Here is a 15562-nt window from a genome sequence, read left to right as displayed (position 1 = left end):
GAACGCTTTCCCTTCGCAGGTCACTTGAGGACGGCGTCGACGACGGGGGCAAGCAGGCTGTCGGCGAGGAGGTAGCCGCCGACGAGCAGCACGGCGATGAGCCACCAGGGCGGGCGGATGAGCTTGACGCCGAGGACGCCGACGACGAGCAGGGCGAGCCAGAGCGGAACGTCCACTTCGGAGGTCTCCTGTCAGGCCGAGCAGCGGTGGATACGGGCGGCGAGTTCGGCAGCGGCGCGGCTGTCGTACTCGGCGGAGAAGTCGCAGCGGGGCGCGGTGCAGGCGGCCAGGTGGCGGTTCCGGCCGCGGTCGACGTATGAGGCGACGCTGACGGGACCGATGCGGCGGACGTTGCGGAAACGCGGGTTCATGGCGGTGCTCCTCTCAGAGGTGTGCGGCGACGGATGCGGTCATGGACGGGGGCAGGCCGAGCCGGGTGCGTACGGCGTCCGGGTCGGCGGGGTGGCCGGTGACCGAGCGGTGCTCGTCGGCCAAAGCCCGGACGCGGTCGACGAGGGCGGGCGGCAGGGCGACGGCGGAAGCGGACTCGGGGGCCGGAGCGGCAACCGGATCGGCTGTTGCCTTCCGAGCCGGACCGGGGCCAGCAGTCTCCGGAGCCGGTCCGGGGTCGGCGGAGGACGTCGGCAGCGCCTCACGGCCGGGCCGGGCGACGGCGGACCGGACGGCGTGCGGCTCCGTTTCGGTGTCCTCCGCTGGGGAGGCCGGGGTCGTCGGTGCTTCCGGGATGTGCGGGGCGTGAGCCAGCAGCGTGCCGCCGAAGAAGGCGACGGCAGGCCAGCCCGCGACCGTTACGCGGAGCCAGGCCGGTACGTCGTCCAGGTCGAGGAGCCCGGCCGTGGCGACGTTGGCGCCGAGGGATGCGGCCAGGGCCACCAGGAACCACAGCCGCGGACCACCGGCCGCCCGTCCAGCCCGCTGCTGCCGGCGCATCCGGCGCCAGGCGGCGACCAGGAGAAGGTCGACGCTCACGGGGTAGGCCCACGCCTTCCAGCCGTCCTGTCCGGCCGCCGCGGCGAGGTCGTGCAGATGGGAGAAGGACAGGGCTCCGGCAATGACGGCCTGAACGATCACGGCGTCCACGCGGGACAGGTGGGCACGCATCGGCTCGGTCTCCCTCCGGCGTGGTCAGTCGGTGGACTTGAGCGAGTCGGCGTGCTCGCGGGAGAGGCGGGCCACCTCGACGGCCCCGGTGTCGCCGGGCGTGTGACGGGCGATGCGCTCCAGCAGGTCCGCCTTGCGGTCCATGAGCGCGGCGTACTCGGCGGAGGTGCGGTTCTGCCGGAGCGCGGCCAGGTCGGCGGTGAGCGCGCTGATCTCGGCGATGGAGGGACGTGACACGGGGCTTCCTTCCGGCTTAGGGCATGGGAGGGGTAGGGACGTGGCGTGAGACGGTCACGCCGACCGTGGGAAAGGGATCGCGGTTACTCGGTCAGCCGAGCCGTGGGTACGGCAGGCGCGGCCAAGGAAGGCGCGGCCGGTTCGGCGACGGCGGGCCGGAAGGCGTCGAGGCGGGGCAGTTCCGGGACCAGGCCCGAGTTGTCGCGGCAGACGGCCGCCGCGTCGTCGAGGGTGAGGTGGGGTGAGCGGACGCGGGACCAGCCGCCGGAGGAGTCGCCGACGACCGCGACGCCGGGCCGCTCGGCCGGGATGGAGGTTGCCGCCAGCGCCGCTTCCGGTGCGATGTCGCCGAGCGCCATGTTGGCGGACGTCTCGTCGTTGACGCGGTGGCAGACACGTCCGGTGAGCTGGGCGCGCAGCATGGTGGCGCCCTTGCCGAGTTCGGCGCCGAAGCGCTGCCCGCACACCTCCAGGTAGATGCCGGCCGCGCGGCCGAGCTGGGCGAGGCGGATGAGTTTGGTGACCATGGCGTCCCGCCGCTTCTCGTCGTCCTTGCTCGCGGCGAGGAAGAGTTCGGCGACCTCGTCGACGACGACCACGACCGGCACCGGCCGGTCCTTCTCGGGCAGGCCCCAGACGTCCGAGGTGAGTGCGGTGTCCGGACCGTTCCCGCCCGCCATGCCGATCAGGCGGAACCGTGCCTCCATCTCCTCCATCAGGACGTCGAGAAGGTCGTTGGCACGGTCCGGCGTGTCGGCCAGCGCCGACAACCGGGCTGCGAACGGCGCCAGTTCGACGCCCCACTTGCAGTCGATGCCGACGAGCGCGACAGGTTGCCGGGCCAGCCCGCACAGCAGGTTGCGCAGGTATACGGACTTCCCGGACTGTGTTGCACCGAGGATGAGTTCATGCGGCACGGTGCGGAAGTCCCGTACGTGCCAGTGCCCGTCTTCGCGCAGCGCCAGCGGCAGGGACAGCGGATCGGTGCGCGGCCAACGCCGCGGGGGCCGGACGTCGGAGAGGACGTCCCAGCCGACCAACCGCAGTTCCAGCCGCCCCGGCTTGGTGGGACGGACGTGCACGGCGTGCGCGCTCCAGGCGTGCCGCAGCCGGTCGGCCGAGGCGGCGAAGTCCTCGGGCGCCTGCCCGGCCGCCATGCGCAGCCGCATCACGAGCCCGGACCCGGCCGGCAGCGGCAGCGACCGGCGGGGCGGTACGGGAGCAGCCTGCCGCCCGATCATCCGGGCGGTGGCCCGGCGCATGGCCGAGGCGGGCACCGTCAGGCCGCAGGCGTCCATGGTGGCCCGGTACGTGGCGAGCACCCGCAGCGACACGGCCGGATACCCGACCAGCCACCAGAACAGGACCGGCAGCCGACGGCGCACCGCGACCAGCGCGGCCACCGACAGCAGGGCAGGCACCAGAACCCACAGGGCATCGGTCATGATGCTCAGCCCTGCACCGCAGCCGGAGCGCCGGCCATGACGGCGTCCGCACGGTAGGCGATGCCGTGCCGGGTACGGCCGCCGAACTCACTCTCCCAGGGCCGGGCCACGAGCCCGGACAGGAAGACCGCCGTACCCATGACCAGGCCGTCGCCGATGCCCTTCTCGGGCACGGTGACCTTGATCATGTCCGAACCGCCCTCGGCGATGAACACCAGCTCCAGGACCATGAGCCGGTCGTTGGTCACCGGGTCCACGGCCACCTCACCGGTCTGCCGGTCCCTCACCTTGACCTCGGGCAGCTTCGTGACCAGCAGAGTGGCGGACGAGGTGTCCACGGGGATGACACGCATTCTGTGAACCTCACCTGATCGGGCGTCCGTCACGGACGCCGGGCCGTTGATTACCCCCCTAGACAGCTCAGGGAGGCATCCACCCCAACTGTCTAGGGGGGTTGACGTGTACCGTAAACCGACACCCCGTCAACTGTCTAGGGGGGTATACGGTAGCCGTGTCGGCGGAGCGACCGGTTCTCTAAGAAAGCGTCAAGTGCAGAGCGGTGGCGTCATCGTGTGCCTTCCCCCGCGGCCAGCGTCGACCGTCAAGGTCGCTGTCCTCTGCCTCACGGGTCCGGCGGATCAGTTCGTCCGGGCCGGTGGAGTCGAGGAGGGCCGATACCTCGCCCCACGAGGCAAGCCGGAAGCGGTCCACCAGCCGTGTCGCGCCGTCGCTCAGCAGCGTCACCGAAGCCAGGGAGTCCAGCGGCGCCGTGCCGGTCAGCGCGTGCTCGGCCGCGAGCGGATCGGGACCCGCGATCCAGAAGCCGCCCGGCCGGTTCCGGAGAGACGTCAGGGCGTCCCGGTACTCGGCCAGTGCGGCGGCGTGTTCCGGCGAACCGGTGGGCAGCTCGTCGACAGGCCCACGAAGCGGGGCGCCGACCTCGTCCAGGCGCCGGTCGGTGATGACGGAAGAGCTCCCGTCCCGCTGCGCGAGGAGCAGTGACGAGTCACCGAGCACAAGGTGTTCGAGTTCTCCCCCACAGGCACGGACGGCAACGACCGTGCTGGTCGGACTGGCCCGGTACTCCAGGTCGCAGACGTCCTCGTGGAGCGAGCGGGTGATGCGGATGGAGTCGGCCAGGCACTCGGCGAGCGACCAGACTGGACGCGCGACGAGAGTGCGCAGCAGCAGCGCCCCCAGCGTCCCGGAGAACCAGGCGACGCCGTGCACACACCCGGTTTTCGCACCCTCCACGCCGGCGCCGTCGAGGAGCACGGCGGCATCAGGGGCGGCAGCGGCGAAGTCCTCGTTCTCACCGCCCGGCGTGGACGGCGAGGTGGCGAGGGTGAACCTCACTCCGCCGTCTCCTCGTCGTGACGGTAGAGCGGGCAGACCAGTTCGACGGATCGCGGCTCACTGGTCTCCGGGTCGTAGTCGACGCCTACCAGCGTGGAGAACCGGTTGTCTCCCACCTGACCCCACAGGGAGTTGAGTTCCGAGGCGAGCAACTGGACGACGCCGAGCGAGCCTTGTGTGTGGATACCGGCGACGGCCAGGAGCGAGCCGTTGCCGTCCGGACGCGGCAGCCGGCCGAGATAGCCGATGTCGTACGGCCGGGCCGGATCACCGTCCTGCCCCGACCGGTGCACGGTGCCGGTGAGCCGGTCCACGACCGTCCAGGGGCCGTCCTCCGCCTTCTCCCAGCTCAGCACAGGGTCTTGGGCATAGGTGTTCCACATGTCCTGTGACATGCGCGGCCCGCAGACGACGACCAGGCCGTCACGGTTCAGGTCGATCTCCCCGCTCACCGGTACATGCTCGGAGGTGACAGCGAGCCCGTACGACCGCGCCAGGTCCTCCAGGCGCTTGCCGGAACTGACGTCGTCCACGGCCACGACCGTGCGCCCGCGTTCGTCGTCCCGCCGCAGCGGCGTCGCGACCGTGACGGCCCCCGACCCGAGGAACGCGCCCTCGGGCGCCGGGCCGGTATGGCGGATCTGGTGGATGCGCCCGCGGCTGAGGCCGGCCTTCACCGCGATCTGCGCGTACGACAGCCCTTGAGCATGGAGGTCCTGCACCACGCGGCGCCGCAGCCGAGCGAGTTCGGTGACCTCCTGCTGCGCGTCGGCCAACCGCGTCGTGACCTCACGCAGGAGCAGGTACGGATCATCGATCGCCATGATCCGCTGCAACTCGTCCGACATGCGCTCACCTCCTTGCCTCACCCGAGAGTCTAGGCCCCTAGACGAAACGGGCAGGAGCGGCCGACCCGACCGGACGCCGATCACATGGAGGCCGGACCGGCGCCGAGGCACCCCGCGAGGGGTCATTCCCCGCCGCCCGCCCAGCGGCCGGGGTGGAGCAGGCTGGAGGCGGTCACACCCCCTCCGGCACAAGATCAGCCCACACCGAGAAACCCTGCGACAGAGTCTTGGTGCCCCAGTCCTTCGCACAGGCCGCCACCAGCATCAGCCCGCGGCCTCCCTCTTCCAGGCTGGTCGCGTCCCGCATCGTCGGAGCGCTGTCGCCGCCCTGGTCGATCACCTCGATACGCACGAAGTCCGCGCCGAAGCCGACGACCACGAGGAACCAGCCGCCGGCCTTGCCACTCAGCGAGTGGCGCACGGCGTTGGCCGCCAGCTCCCCGACGATCAGGGCCCCCTCGTCGACGCACTCCCACTCCTCAAGTAACGCGGATACGAAGTGACGGGCTTCGGCGACTTGTTCGGGCAGGCCAGGGAAGGCACGACACCACTTGGTGAGCACGGCAACACTCCTCGTCTAGAGGGCTAGACAGCACGAGCAGCAGAGTATTCCCGCCAGGGGCACCGATCTAGGCATTCAAAGGAATTATTCCCCTACCGAGTGATGGCGGTCCCTCAGCCCGCGAAACTCACCCATCACCCGCATCAGCAGGTCTCGCACCTCACCGCCGAAGACCGCCGCGCCCTCGAACCGGCTGAACATCTCCTCGCACCGAGCAAGGTCATCTTCCTCGGTAGAAACCCGCTCACCCGGGAACACCTCCACCACGACAGACCGCCGGTCACAGAGTGTGAAGCCGTACCGGGGCAGCACCGGCACCGGTCGACGCCACGGGATGATCCCGAGCCGCACCGTGTCCAGACTCTCGACGGCCAACAGTCGATCAAGCTGGGCGAGCATCAGCGACGGCGTCCCCGGCCACGTCCGCAACACCGCCTCCGTCAGCACGAACACCGACTCGCGCCCCGGCTCGTACAGCAGACCCTGACGCTCCACCCGAGCCGCGACGGCCCGGCCTACCGCCTCAGCGTCCAACTCCGGTGACGTCAGGAAGACCTGACGGGCGTACTCGGCGCTCTGGAGCATGGCCGGCAGGACCACGCACTGAAAGGAACGCACCAGCCGAGCACCACGGACCGCCTCATCCACGACGAGCCCCGCGGAGACGTCCCCATCGGAGCCGGAACCGGTCTCCACGGCAGCCTCAACCGCAGCCAGCAGCGCGCGAACCTCACCGGCCGTCGACTCATCGAGCCCAAGCGCCCCGGACAACCGATCCAGCACATCGGGGCTTGGGACCATACGCCCGTTCTCCACCTTGGAAACCGTCGGCTGACCCACACCAGCCTGCTGCGCCAGAGCGGCACCCGTCAGGCCGACATCCGCACGGAGAACCCGAAGCCGTGCCCCCAGCACCCTCATCCGCTCGCGCCGCTCACTCCCCATACCCAGGGTTCTACACCACGAGCCAGCAGCCACCAGGCACAAGAGCAGCATCAACGACCAGCAGCACGAGCGTGATTCAAAGTCTCCCTACGGGTTCAAGTCGGCTCGCTCCGCTCGCCGCGCGCGGCCCGGCCCCCGGCCGGGCCTGCGCTCCTGCCTCCGTCCCGCTCCAGCCCGGCCGGCGCCCGTGCCGCGCTCACGGCAATCAGTCGCCTGATGCCAGAGAAGGGGTACGTCGTGGCTGGGGCGGTCGGCTCCGCGGCTTTACGGAGCCACTTTGGCGCGAGCCTCGAAGATCATGGCCCCAACGTCGTGCTTTACCGGGCAGGTCCACAGACTGCCCGACGCGCCGGAAGCTTACGGGGCCATGATCACTCGCGCCAAAGCAGCGCCACCCCAAAGCCGCTCCACCGACCTGATGCTGCGCCTACAGGAAAGTCCAGACACGGGAATCAAATCTTCAAATACGCATCCGCCGAAGCCGCATTTTTCAGCTGGTCTGCATAAGTATCGATGAGGAGTCGAACGCCATCAATGCGATCCTTGACGTCTACCGCATCAAAGCTGACCAGCTCCCCATGAGCAACCTGATTCCGCGCCAAGACAATTCTTTGGTCAATGAATACGCTACGGGTTTCATAGAGTGGAAGAATGTCCAACCCGACACCCTGAACGATCTCTTTAAAGACATTGGAGGAGAGATTACTCTCAGTGTCTATGCATTTGTCCGGGGGGACCGAAAAAACTTCTGCACGCCGAGCGTCAATCTCTTGCAAAAGCTCACCCAGGTACCTCGTCTTCACGCTGTTTGAGGCTCTCTTAAAGGTCGAGAGTACGTATGCGGCTTGGAAAGGGAACTTGAGGTCAGCGACTTTGATCCCTGCACCGTTAATGAATTTCACGTAGTCGCCACTTCCGCGCTTGACGAAGCCTTCCCAGTGGGCGTAAGCGAGGACTACAGCAGACCTCGCAATACAGCTTAGTCGGTGGGGGTCGGGGTTCTGCTCCGAGACCATAATGCTCAGGTTTGAGAGCTCGACCTTTCTTCGTGCTAGCTGGCGGTCAATGCTCTCGATGAATCGCGTCGGATCCACGAATCCCCCAGTCAGGCAGAAAATAGTTGACGCCCGTAAGGAATGGTCCTCTTCATCCGCTGGTCGGCTCGTTGCCCAGTCGCGTGTCCGGGCGCGAATGCCGGGTCATTCCATAGCATCTCGCGGGCGAGCCGCACGTCTTCCGCCCCAAGCGAGAGCTCAGGGGCGTAGTACCCCAAACCGAGAGCAAGCACTTCAAAGGCAGTAGAGGAAAAAGCGCCTTCCGTACGCCCCGTGGTGGGGTTCAACTTGCGCATCGTGTCACCCCCGAGAGCATCGTTCAGCATTCTGAAGCAAATACCGAAAGCTTCCTCCTCCGCCCGGAGTTCAGCGTAGCTCTTCTCAACGATGGACAGAATCTCCGAGGAAAGGAAATCTCCGATATTTCCAATACTGGAGATTCTATCTTCAGGCAACGAGCGCAATGTGATGAATCGAAGAGCGAGCTCCAGGTGGTACTGCTCTTTGATGAGTCTTTCTGGCAGATTCAGCACGTCCTTGAAATCCTTCGATGACGCCGCCTCCTGAAGCCAATCGAAGTGGGTTCTGCTGAGACTTACAAGGAGGCAGTTTCGGAGTTCCTGGGGGGTTGCGATGCTGCCGTAAGAGTTGAGGCGCTGAAAGAGGTCGTACTTGGCCCGATTATCGCTCTCACGCTTAATAATCTTTACGTCGATGCGGGACCGTTTAAAGTCGAGCTGCTGAGCGCGCGTTAGCGCCTTCTCCGCCTCCTCGAAGCGTTCATAAGCCACCCCGTCGAGGCTGGTCAAGAATGGTGCAGCCTCGCAAACAAAAGGCTCTACAAGCTCACCTTCGTCATCTCGGAGGATTCCCATGAACTGAAAAATCGTGGACAGCCTCTGCACTCCGTCTACTACATCCCAAACGCCCTCCTCGTTCTGAGCAACAAATATGCTCGGCAAAGGGATGCCGAGCAGAACACTCTCAATCAACTTAGTCCTCTGGGCGCCAGACCACCTGAAGATGCGTTGAAATTCCGGATGGATATCCATCTCCCCATCGCGATAGAGATTCGCGATCTCACTAATTGACATTGGGTACGAGTCGGTAGTGATTCGCTGTCGATAGATTTCGAGTTCGGATTCCAGCGTCATTCCGCGATGCTAGCATTCACAAGCTCTAGAAGTCTCTAGTTCTTCTGGAATGTCACCCCACGAGGCCAGCCCGGTTGAGGTCAGCATCTGTCGGTTGCTCAAGGCAGGGTCGGCATCCCCGGGACCCAGTGGTCCGAGACCCCTTGGTCGCCGTGCTCCTCGGCCAGACCGTCGAACCGACGAATCGCTCCCGCGGGAGGCCACCAGCCCACCCTGACAACGCCCCCTGTTTCTGTGTCCTGCGCCCCCAGCAGACGTGCCCGAACCGTGCCAGGTCGTAGGGGAAGCCACGGGGAACATCGGGGAGCGCAGCCCGCGGGCTTCAGTCGCTGACATCGTTCCGCCGCAGGTCAGCGAGCTCCTCGCTCACCAAGCACCCAAGCTGATGGCTCAGGCGTTGTTGTTACGGGCTGGCCGTCACGGCTTGCTCTGGTCGACGGCGTGTCAGCGTGGCTAAGGCCGGTGGGGGTGCAGCGAGACATACGCGTGCGTGGTCGGTCGGCGCACCCGCCGTCGTGGCTGACTGTCGGCGGCTGAGGTTCAGGCGGGGCCCATCGAGGGTGCCGGCCGTCAGTCGAGTGCGGCGAAGCTGGGCCGTCCCTGGGCCGTCCGGCGTCACTCAACAGTGGCCAATGACGACCAACGACGAACACTAGGCGCACGGCCCCACCGCCCCCGACCAGCAAAGACCCAGCTCACCAAGATCCCCGACAAGACCCAGGGCAAGAAGAAGTAGCCTTCCCCTCCCGGGCCCCCTGTCTGCGGTTTTCTCGCCGGCAGGGGGCCCGCTGCTGTGCCCGGGCCCTCCCGGGGCCGTCAGACTCGGGTGATGCGGCGTACCAGTGGGACACGCACCGGAAGGCGACCACGGGTAGCGGATGCCGGGCCCTGCGGGGCGGGCATCCGCTCTCTTTGACAGGTACTCGAAGCGAGAGCACCCTGGAAATGCCCTTAATGTCCGATTAGTTCTCCGTGGTCGGAGGTGCAGGGGAATGCGTCGCAGGATCGTAGCCGCCTTGTCGGCAGGGATCGCGGGACTCGCACTCGGTGTGATGCCGGCGACAGGGGCGTACGCCGCGAGCCAGGTCACAGCTGATCGTGGCTGTTCCGATTGGAGGGGTGGGGGCTGCGGTCACTACGGCGACCACCGCGACTACAGGTACCACGATCGGTACTACGACAACCGGTACTACGACAACCGGTACTACCACGACGGGTACGACAACGGGGGGTACTCAGGCGATCGGTACTACCACGACGGGTACTCAGGCGATCGGTACTACCACGACGGCTTCTACGGGAGCTTCCACGCCTGGTGATCGCCGTCGCCGCGCGTCCGGGCGGGGCAGCGAGCGCGAGCAGCGCCGGAAGCGCCGCCGCGGCGGGGGTTTTCGCTGCTGGTACCGCGTCAGGCAGGGTCTGCCCGTCAGCAGCGACGGGGCGAACGTTGCCTGACGCGGCACCAATATGCCTGCATGACCGTGCGTCTGGCGATGATCACACCGGACAACGTGGAGGCCGCACTGCGGATCCGGGTGCGACCGGAGCAGCAGAGGCACGTCGAGCCCGTCGCGGTTTCGCTCGCCGAGGCGTACGCCTGGGGCGACACGGCATGGCCGCGGCTGATCCTCGACGGGGACAGAACCGTGGGCTTCCTCATGGCGTTCATCGGCATCCCGTGGAATCCGGCCGTGGACCCCGGGGACCGGCGCAGCGGTCTGTGGCGGCTGAACATCGCGGCGGACGAGCAGAGTCGGGGCTACGGGCGCTTCGCGGTGGGCGCGGTCGGCGAGGAGATCGGGCGGCGCGGCGGAGATCGTCTCTTCACGACCTGGGAGCAGGGGGAGTCCGGTCCCGGGGCATTCTACACGAAGCTCGGCTTCCGGAGCACCGGCGAGACCAGCGGTGGCCAGACCGTCGGCGTGCTGGATCTGACCCACGCCTCCTGAACACCGCACGCCGCTCCTGGGATCAGCGGGCCCGGGCGTCTTGACCGCGCAGCCCCGGGCCAGGGTCCTGGGCGAACGGGATGCCCGGGCCCGGGATGCCTGGCACCGCCGCCCGAGGAGACCCGGGGACCCCGCCGAGAACCGAGGACACCCGTCCCGGGGGCGCAATGCGGCCGGGCGGTACGACCGGCGAACGGTGCCGGGGCGGGCCCCTTCGTACGCTCTGCAACTCGGCAGCCGCACCGATACGGTGCGCCGGACTGGGCAGCCGGGGCCGGGGCCGGGCTCGGAGCCGGAGCCGGGGCCGGAACTGCAGCCCACATCCGGAGCCGGGGCCGGAGCCGCAGCCCGCATCCGCAGCCGCGGGCACCGGGCAACGGGAGCCGGCTCGGCTGCCGGGACTCGTCGGCCGGGACCTCCCGGATCGGGTGGGTCCTGGGGGAGTCGGGCACCGGATTCCCGGTCCGGCTACGCGCCCTCGACCCGCGTCTCCGGCTGGATCTCGTCGGCGTGCTCACCGGTGACCAGGTAGACGACGCGCTTGGCGACCGCGACCGCGTGGTCGGCGTACCGCTCGTAGTAGCGCCCGAGCAGGGTGACGTCGACCGCGGTCTCGATGCCGTGCTTCCACCGGTCGTCGATCAGGTGGGTGAAGAGCGTGCGGTGCAGCAGGTCCATCTCGTCGTCGTCGTTCTCCAGCTGGAGCGCCAGGTCGACGTCCTTGGTGATGATGACCTCGGCGGCCTTCGCCATCAGACGCTGTGCGAGCTGCCCCATCTCCAGGATGGTCGCGTGCAGGTCCCGCGGTACCGCCGAGTCCGGGAAGCGCAGCCGGGCCAGCTTGGCCACGTGCTGGGCCAGGTCGCCGGAGCGTTCGAGGTCCGCGCTCATCCGCAGCGAGGTCACCACGATGCGGAGGTCCGTCGCGACCGGCTGCTGGCGGGCCAGCAGGGCTATCGCCCGGGCCTCCAGGTCGTGCTGCAGATCGTCGACCTTCTGGTCCGCGGCGATCACACTCTCCGCGAGCTTGAGGTCGGCGTCGAGCATGGCCGTGGTGGCGCGCCCGATAGCCGAGCCGACCAGCCTGGCCATCTCGACGAGACCCTCGCCGATCGAGTCAAGTTCCTCATGGTACGCGTCCCGCATGGGTTCCCTCTCTTGAATGCGTCAGGGGTCCGGGTGACTGAACCCCCACGCTCCCACGTTCCGTCCGCAACGCGTCCGGATCCACCTTCCCAGGTGAACCGATCCCTTCCCCTCGGTGAACTCTGAGCGACGACTGTTCGAGGTGCCACTCGGATGGCTGGGAGAGCCACGGCGAGCGTGCATAACCTGGATGCATGGACGTGAACGCGGCGGTCGCCGCATTGGCCGCGATCGCCGGGGTGTGCACCGGCGTGATCGCCATGCTGGCGTTCCGCTGGAGCGAGCGCGACCAGGCAAGACCCACCCGAAGCTCCCTGCACACGGAGGCCGTGCTGCCCCCCGGAGTCGACACCGTGCTGTCCGTGCTGCGCTCGTCGGCGGTCGTCCTCGACGAGAGCGACTCCGTCGTCAAGGCCAGCTCGGCCGCCTACGCGCTCGGGCTCGTCAGAGGCGGGAAGCTGGCGGTCGAACCCATGCTGCACATGGCCCGCGACACCCGCCGTGACGGCGAGATACGGCAGGTCGAACTCGACCTGCCGCGGCGCGGCACCGGGCGGGGCGAGGCCCTCGCGGTCTCCGCCCGGGTCGCCCCGCTCGGCTCGCGCCTGGTGCTGCTCCTCGTCGAGGACCTCACCGAGGCCCGGCGCATAGAAGCGGTGAGGCGCGACTTCGTCGCCAATGTGAGCCATGAGCTCAAGACCCCGGTCGGCGCGCTGTCGCTGCTCTCCGAGGCCGTCATGGACGCCTCCGACGATCCCGACGCCGTCACCCGCTTCGCGGGCCGGATGCAGATCGAGGCGACCCGGCTCACCAACCTCGTACAGGAGCTGATCGACCTCTCCCGGGTGCAGAACGACGACCCCCTGGAGGACGCCGAGCCCGTACGTGTGGACGAGCTGGTGGCCGAGGCCATCGACCGGTCCCGCCACGCGGCTTCCACCAAGCACATCACCATGGCCGTCGGGAGCACCGCCACGGCCGACGGCGCCGGTACCGCGGGCCTGCACGTGTGGGGCCATCGCGGCCAGCTGGCGGCGGCCCTCGGCAATCTCGTCGAGAACGCCGTCAACTACTCCCCGGCTCGCACCCGCGTCGGGATCGCCGCGCGCCGTGTCACCGCACCCGGCGGGGACCAGATCGAGATCGCCGTGACCGACCAGGGCATCGGGATCTCGGAGAAGGACCGCGAGCGGATCTTCGAACGCTTCTACCGCGTCGACCCCGCCCGCTCCCGCGCGACCGGTGGCACCGGCCTGGGCCTGGCCATCGTCAAGCACGTGGCCGCCTCGCACGGCGGGGAGGTCACGGTGTGGAGCACCGAAGGACAGGGCTCCACCTTCACCCTGCGGTTGCCGGAGGCCGGCTCCGTCAGGGACCGTACCCGGGGCCGGGGCGGCGACCAGGCCGGCCACGGACCGTACGACTCCGATCCAGCTCCCGACCCAGCTCCCGATTCCGGCTCCGGCTCCGATTCCGGCTCCGATTCGGATTCAGATTCCGGCCCGGACCCCGACTCCGACTCCGACCCGGATTCCCGTTCCCGTTCCCGTTCCGCTCCCGTTTCCGGGGCCGCATCCCGCCACCGCGGAGGCCCCGGTGCGGGGGCGGACCACCACCCGGAGCGGGGCCCCGATTCCCCCTGCGGTCCTGATCCTCGGACCACACCACGCGAACCACTGCCTGCCCCGGAGGTCCTTCCGTGACCCGAGTGCTTGTCGTCGAGGACGAGGAATCCTTCAGCGACGCTCTTTCCTACATGCTCCGCAAGGAGGGCTTCGAGGTCGCCGTCGCGACCACCGGGCCCGAGGGGCTCGACGAGTTCGAGCGCAACGGAGCCGACCTCGTCCTGCTCGACCTGATGCTGCCCGGACTCCCCGGTACGGAGGTGTGCCGTCAGCTGCGCGGCCGGTCCAACGTTCCGGTGATCATGGTCACGGCAAAGGACAGCGAGATCGACAAGGTCGTCGGTCTGGAGATAGGAGCCGACGACTATGTGACGAAGCCCTTCTCCTCGCGGGAGCTGGTGGCCCGCATCCGTGCGGTACTGCGCCGCCGCGGCGAGCCGGAGGAGGTCGCGCCGGCGGCACTTGAGGCCGGACCGGTGCGGATGGACGTCGACCGCCATGTCGTCACGGTGTCGGGCGGGAAGGTCGACCTTCCGCTGAAGGAGTTCGACCTCCTGGAGATGCTCCTGCGCAACGCGGGCCGCGTCCTGACCCGGATGCAGCTGATCGACCGCGTCTGGGGGGCGGACTACGTCGGCGACACCAAGACCCTCGACGTGCACGTCAAGCGCCTCCGGGCCAAGATCGAGCCCGATCCGGGCGCTCCGCGCTATCTGGTGACGGTGCGTGGTCTGGGCTACAAGTTCGAGCCGTAGGCGGGGGTGCGGTTCGATCCGTAGACCGGGCTGCGGTTGCGGTTGCGGATCGGTGCCGCGGGCCGTGCACCGGGGATCCGGCCGTACCGGGAGTCGGTCGTGGAGCGGGGATCCGGCGGTGGACCGGGGATTCGGCCCTACCCGGGTCCCGGCCGTGGAGCCGGGGCCCGGACGGGACCGCTCCAGGGCCGTGGCGCGGCTCCGAACCCCCGGTCGCGCCGAACACGCTCCGAGGCGGCCCCACCGGGTGATCCCGGGGGGCCGCTTTCGTCTCCCGGTGCGGGCCGGTGTGCCGGACGGCGGCCCGCCGCGAGGGCGCGCCGCCCGTGCGGGGGGTTCAGGCCGTACGGGCGCGAGGACGCCGTGCGCGGGCTCACGCCGGCTTCCGGGCCAAGCGACCACCACACCCGAAGACGGGGGCATTGCGAGGACGCCGTGTCGCGGGCTCACACGCCCCCGGGACCTCGTCGCGGACGGCTCGAGAACTCGGGGACGCCCTGCGCGCTGGCCTGCGCGTCGCGGAGCGGGTGGTTCACCCGCCGCGCGCGAGGGGTGTCAGTGGCCCGGGTCCTGGGACGCGGACGCGGAGTCCGACGGGGTCGGCTCGCCGCCGTGCTCGCCGCCGTCCTCCGCGGCGCCGTGGCCACCGTCCTCGCCGCCCTCGGCCTCGTCGCCGTGGGCGCCGCCCTCGGCCGGTGCGGAGCCGGTCGGGCTGGCGGTCGTGGGCTCGGGCAGGTTGGACGGCCCGTAGTCGCGGTAGAAGTCGGCGGCGGGGACGACGAACGCGTCGATCGGGACGTCGCCGGTCTCGCTGAAGCGGAAGACGATCCGCTGGACGTCGCCGAGGCGGCCGGCCTCGTCGCTGTTCTCGATGATGCCCGAGGCGTTGCCCTTGCCGCCCAGGACGACCGAGCCGCCGGGAGCGACCGTGATCGGGCCGGAACCGGTGGCGGGGGACAGCCTGACCGGGTTCTGGGTGCCCGGGAGCGTGACGGAGTCGAGCGTCTGCGCCTCGGTGCCGTCGTTGAACAGGGTCGCGGACACCGCGGCCTCGCCCTGGACTCCGGGCTGCGGCTGAGTGATCACCGTCGCGTTCTGGATCTTGATGTCGCCCACCGAGGTCTCGGCGTTGTCCGGCCTGACGCCGAGCGTCTGCGCGTTGTTGCCCGCGGCGCATGCGGAGAGGGAGGCGATCGGGATCAGGAGGGCGGTGGCGGCGAGGGCGCCGCGTCGAAGGCTGCTGCTCACGGCGGCGGCATCTCCTAGGACGTACGGACGGGGTGAAGATCGGTCAGCGGGCTTAGGTTACCGACCCCTCGTCGGCGCCCCGCACCCGACCCGCCCCGAGGTGGCCCGACCCGCC

Annotated in this window: 18 protein-coding genes; 4 read left to right on the top strand and 14 right to left on the bottom strand. The window is 68.9% G+C overall.

Annotated elements, in window-relative coordinates:
• Positions 1 to 20: 20 nt before the first annotated feature.
• From DDQ41_RS14115 to DDQ41_RS14065, 12 genes are all read right to left on the bottom strand, one after another.
• Positions 21 to 176 carry a hypothetical protein gene (locus DDQ41_RS14115; protein ID WP_109294822.1) on the bottom strand — a complete coding sequence of 52 codons (156 nt, stop codon included), beginning with the start codon at positions 174 to 176 and terminating at the stop codon, positions 21 to 23.
• A 15-nt stretch (positions 177 to 191) separates the two neighbouring features.
• Positions 192 to 371: a mobile element transfer protein gene (locus tag DDQ41_RS14110; RefSeq protein ID WP_109294821.1), complete on the bottom strand. Its 180-nt coding sequence runs from the start codon at positions 369 to 371 to the stop codon at positions 192 to 194.
• Positions 372 to 384: 13 nt separating this feature from the next.
• Positions 385 to 1122, bottom strand: a complete 738-nt coding sequence (locus tag DDQ41_RS14105) for a DUF2637 domain-containing protein (protein WP_109294820.1) — start codon at positions 1120 to 1122, stop codon at positions 385 to 387.
• 24 nt (positions 1123 to 1146) lie between these two features.
• On the bottom strand, positions 1147 to 1359 hold the full coding sequence (locus DDQ41_RS14100; RefSeq protein WP_109294819.1) for a hypothetical protein: 213 nt from the start codon (positions 1357 to 1359) through the stop codon (positions 1147 to 1149).
• An 83-nt stretch (positions 1360 to 1442) separates the two neighbouring features.
• Positions 1443 to 2804: an FtsK/SpoIIIE domain-containing protein gene (locus DDQ41_RS14095; RefSeq protein WP_109294818.1), complete on the bottom strand. Its 1362-nt coding sequence runs from the start codon at positions 2802 to 2804 to the stop codon at positions 1443 to 1445.
• 5 nt (positions 2805 to 2809) lie between these two features.
• Positions 2810 to 3157 carry an SCO3933 family regulatory protein gene (locus DDQ41_RS14090; RefSeq protein WP_109294817.1) on the bottom strand — a complete coding sequence of 116 codons (348 nt, stop codon included), beginning with the start codon at positions 3155 to 3157 and terminating at the stop codon, positions 2810 to 2812.
• 181 nt (positions 3158 to 3338) lie between these two features.
• Complete coding sequence (locus DDQ41_RS14085) at positions 3339 to 4160, bottom strand: integrase (protein ID WP_109294816.1); 822 nt, start codon at positions 4158 to 4160, stop codon at positions 3339 to 3341.
• On the bottom strand, positions 4157 to 5008 hold the full coding sequence (locus tag DDQ41_RS14080) for an RNA polymerase subunit sigma-24 (RefSeq protein ID WP_109294815.1): 852 nt from the start codon (positions 5006 to 5008) through the stop codon (positions 4157 to 4159). The genes DDQ41_RS14085 and DDQ41_RS14080 overlap by 4 nt, the downstream gene beginning before the upstream one ends.
• 172 nt (positions 5009 to 5180) lie before the next feature.
• A complete protein-coding gene (locus DDQ41_RS14075) occupies positions 5181 to 5570 on the bottom strand; it encodes an ATP-binding protein (RefSeq protein ID WP_109294814.1) in 390 nt (129 codons plus the stop codon).
• Positions 5571 to 5654: 84 nt separating this feature from the next.
• Positions 5655 to 6515: a helix-turn-helix domain-containing protein gene (locus DDQ41_RS14070; RefSeq protein ID WP_109297727.1), complete on the bottom strand. Its 861-nt coding sequence runs from the start codon at positions 6513 to 6515 to the stop codon at positions 5655 to 5657.
• A 452-nt stretch (positions 6516 to 6967) separates the two neighbouring features.
• A complete protein-coding gene (locus DDQ41_RS31300; protein WP_147317748.1) occupies positions 6968 to 7609 on the bottom strand; it encodes an MAE_28990/MAE_18760 family HEPN-like nuclease in 642 nt (213 codons plus the stop codon).
• 11 nt (positions 7610 to 7620) lie between these two features.
• The gene (locus tag DDQ41_RS14065) at positions 7621 to 8724 is read right to left on the bottom strand and encodes a DUF262 domain-containing protein (protein ID WP_109294813.1); all 1104 of its coding nucleotides are present in this window, start codon (positions 8722 to 8724) and stop codon (positions 7621 to 7623) included.
• Positions 8725 to 9716: 992 nt separating this feature from the next.
• Between DDQ41_RS14065 and DDQ41_RS32435 the strand changes: the two genes are divergently transcribed.
• Together DDQ41_RS32435 and DDQ41_RS14055 are read left to right on the top strand one after the other, a co-directional pair.
• A complete protein-coding gene (locus DDQ41_RS32435; RefSeq protein WP_262508459.1) occupies positions 9717 to 10043 on the top strand; it encodes a hypothetical protein in 327 nt (108 codons plus the stop codon).
• A gap of 156 nt (positions 10044 to 10199) precedes the next feature.
• A complete protein-coding gene (locus tag DDQ41_RS14055) occupies positions 10200 to 10673 on the top strand; it encodes a GNAT family N-acetyltransferase (RefSeq protein WP_109294812.1) in 474 nt (157 codons plus the stop codon).
• 468 nt (positions 10674 to 11141) lie between these two features.
• Here DDQ41_RS14055 and phoU read toward each other — a convergent pair whose 3' ends face one another.
• The gene (gene phoU, locus DDQ41_RS14050; protein ID WP_109294811.1) at positions 11142 to 11819 is read right to left on the bottom strand and encodes a phosphate signaling complex protein PhoU; all 678 of its coding nucleotides are present in this window, start codon (positions 11817 to 11819) and stop codon (positions 11142 to 11144) included.
• Positions 11820 to 12013: 194 nt separating this feature from the next.
• On the opposite strand from phoU, the gene DDQ41_RS14045 reads away from it, so the two are divergent.
• Together DDQ41_RS14045 and DDQ41_RS14040 are read left to right on the top strand one after the other, a co-directional pair.
• Complete coding sequence (locus DDQ41_RS14045) at positions 12014 to 13522, top strand: sensor histidine kinase (RefSeq protein WP_109294810.1); 1509 nt, start codon at positions 12014 to 12016, stop codon at positions 13520 to 13522.
• Positions 13519 to 14199, top strand: a complete 681-nt coding sequence (locus DDQ41_RS14040) for a response regulator transcription factor (protein WP_017945954.1) — start codon at positions 13519 to 13521, stop codon at positions 14197 to 14199. The genes DDQ41_RS14045 and DDQ41_RS14040 overlap by 4 nt, the downstream gene beginning before the upstream one ends.
• Before the next feature lie 555 nt (positions 14200 to 14754).
• Here DDQ41_RS14040 and DDQ41_RS14035 read toward each other — a convergent pair.
• Positions 14755 to 15447 carry a DUF461 domain-containing protein gene (locus tag DDQ41_RS14035; protein WP_109294809.1) on the bottom strand — a complete coding sequence of 231 codons (693 nt, stop codon included), beginning with the start codon at positions 15445 to 15447 and terminating at the stop codon, positions 14755 to 14757.
• Positions 15448 to 15562 lie beyond the last annotated feature (115 nt).

This window comes from Streptomyces spongiicola, assembly GCF_003122365.1.
GTDB lineage: Bacteria > Actinomycetota > Actinomycetes > Streptomycetales > Streptomycetaceae > Streptomyces > Streptomyces spongiicola.
Note: the sequence above shows the minus strand (reverse complement) of the source record. Positions and strands in the feature narration are given on the sequence as shown.

What these genes read in the sequence shown, in the direction of transcription:
- DDQ41_RS14110 (WP_109294821.1), bottom strand. Translation starts at nt 371, where the DNA reads ATGAACCCGCGTTTCCGCAACGTCCGCCGCATCGGTCCCGTCAGCGTC.
- DDQ41_RS14105 (WP_109294820.1), bottom strand. Translation starts at nt 1,122, where the DNA reads ATGCGTGCCCACCTGTCCCGCGTGGACGCCGTGATCGTTCAGGCCGTC.
- DDQ41_RS14095 (WP_109294818.1), bottom strand. Translation starts at nt 2,804, where the DNA reads ATGACCGATGCCCTGTGGGTTCTGGTGCCTGCCCTGCTGTCGGTGGCC.
- DDQ41_RS14090 (WP_109294817.1), bottom strand. Translation starts at nt 3,157, where the DNA reads ATGCGTGTCATCCCCGTGGACACCTCGTCCGCCACTCTGCTGGTCACG.
- DDQ41_RS14080 (WP_109294815.1), bottom strand. Translation starts at nt 5,008, where the DNA reads ATGTCGGACGAGTTGCAGCGGATCATGGCGATCGATGATCCGTACCTG.
- DDQ41_RS14070 (WP_109297727.1), bottom strand. Translation starts at nt 6,515, where the DNA reads ATGGGGAGTGAGCGGCGCGAGCGGATGAGGGTGCTGGGGGCACGGCTT.
- DDQ41_RS14065 (WP_109294813.1), bottom strand. Translation starts at nt 8,724, where the DNA reads ATGACGCTGGAATCCGAACTCGAAATCTATCGACAGCGAATCACTACC.
- DDQ41_RS32435 (WP_262508459.1), top strand. Translation starts at nt 9,717, where the DNA reads ATGCGTCGCAGGATCGTAGCCGCCTTGTCGGCAGGGATCGCGGGACTC.
- DDQ41_RS14055 (WP_109294812.1), top strand. Translation starts at nt 10,200, where the DNA reads ATGACCGTGCGTCTGGCGATGATCACACCGGACAACGTGGAGGCCGCA.
- phoU (WP_109294811.1), bottom strand. Translation starts at nt 11,819, where the DNA reads ATGCGGGACGCGTACCATGAGGAACTTGACTCGATCGGCGAGGGTCTC.
- DDQ41_RS14045 (WP_109294810.1), top strand. Translation starts at nt 12,014, where the DNA reads ATGGACGTGAACGCGGCGGTCGCCGCATTGGCCGCGATCGCCGGGGTG.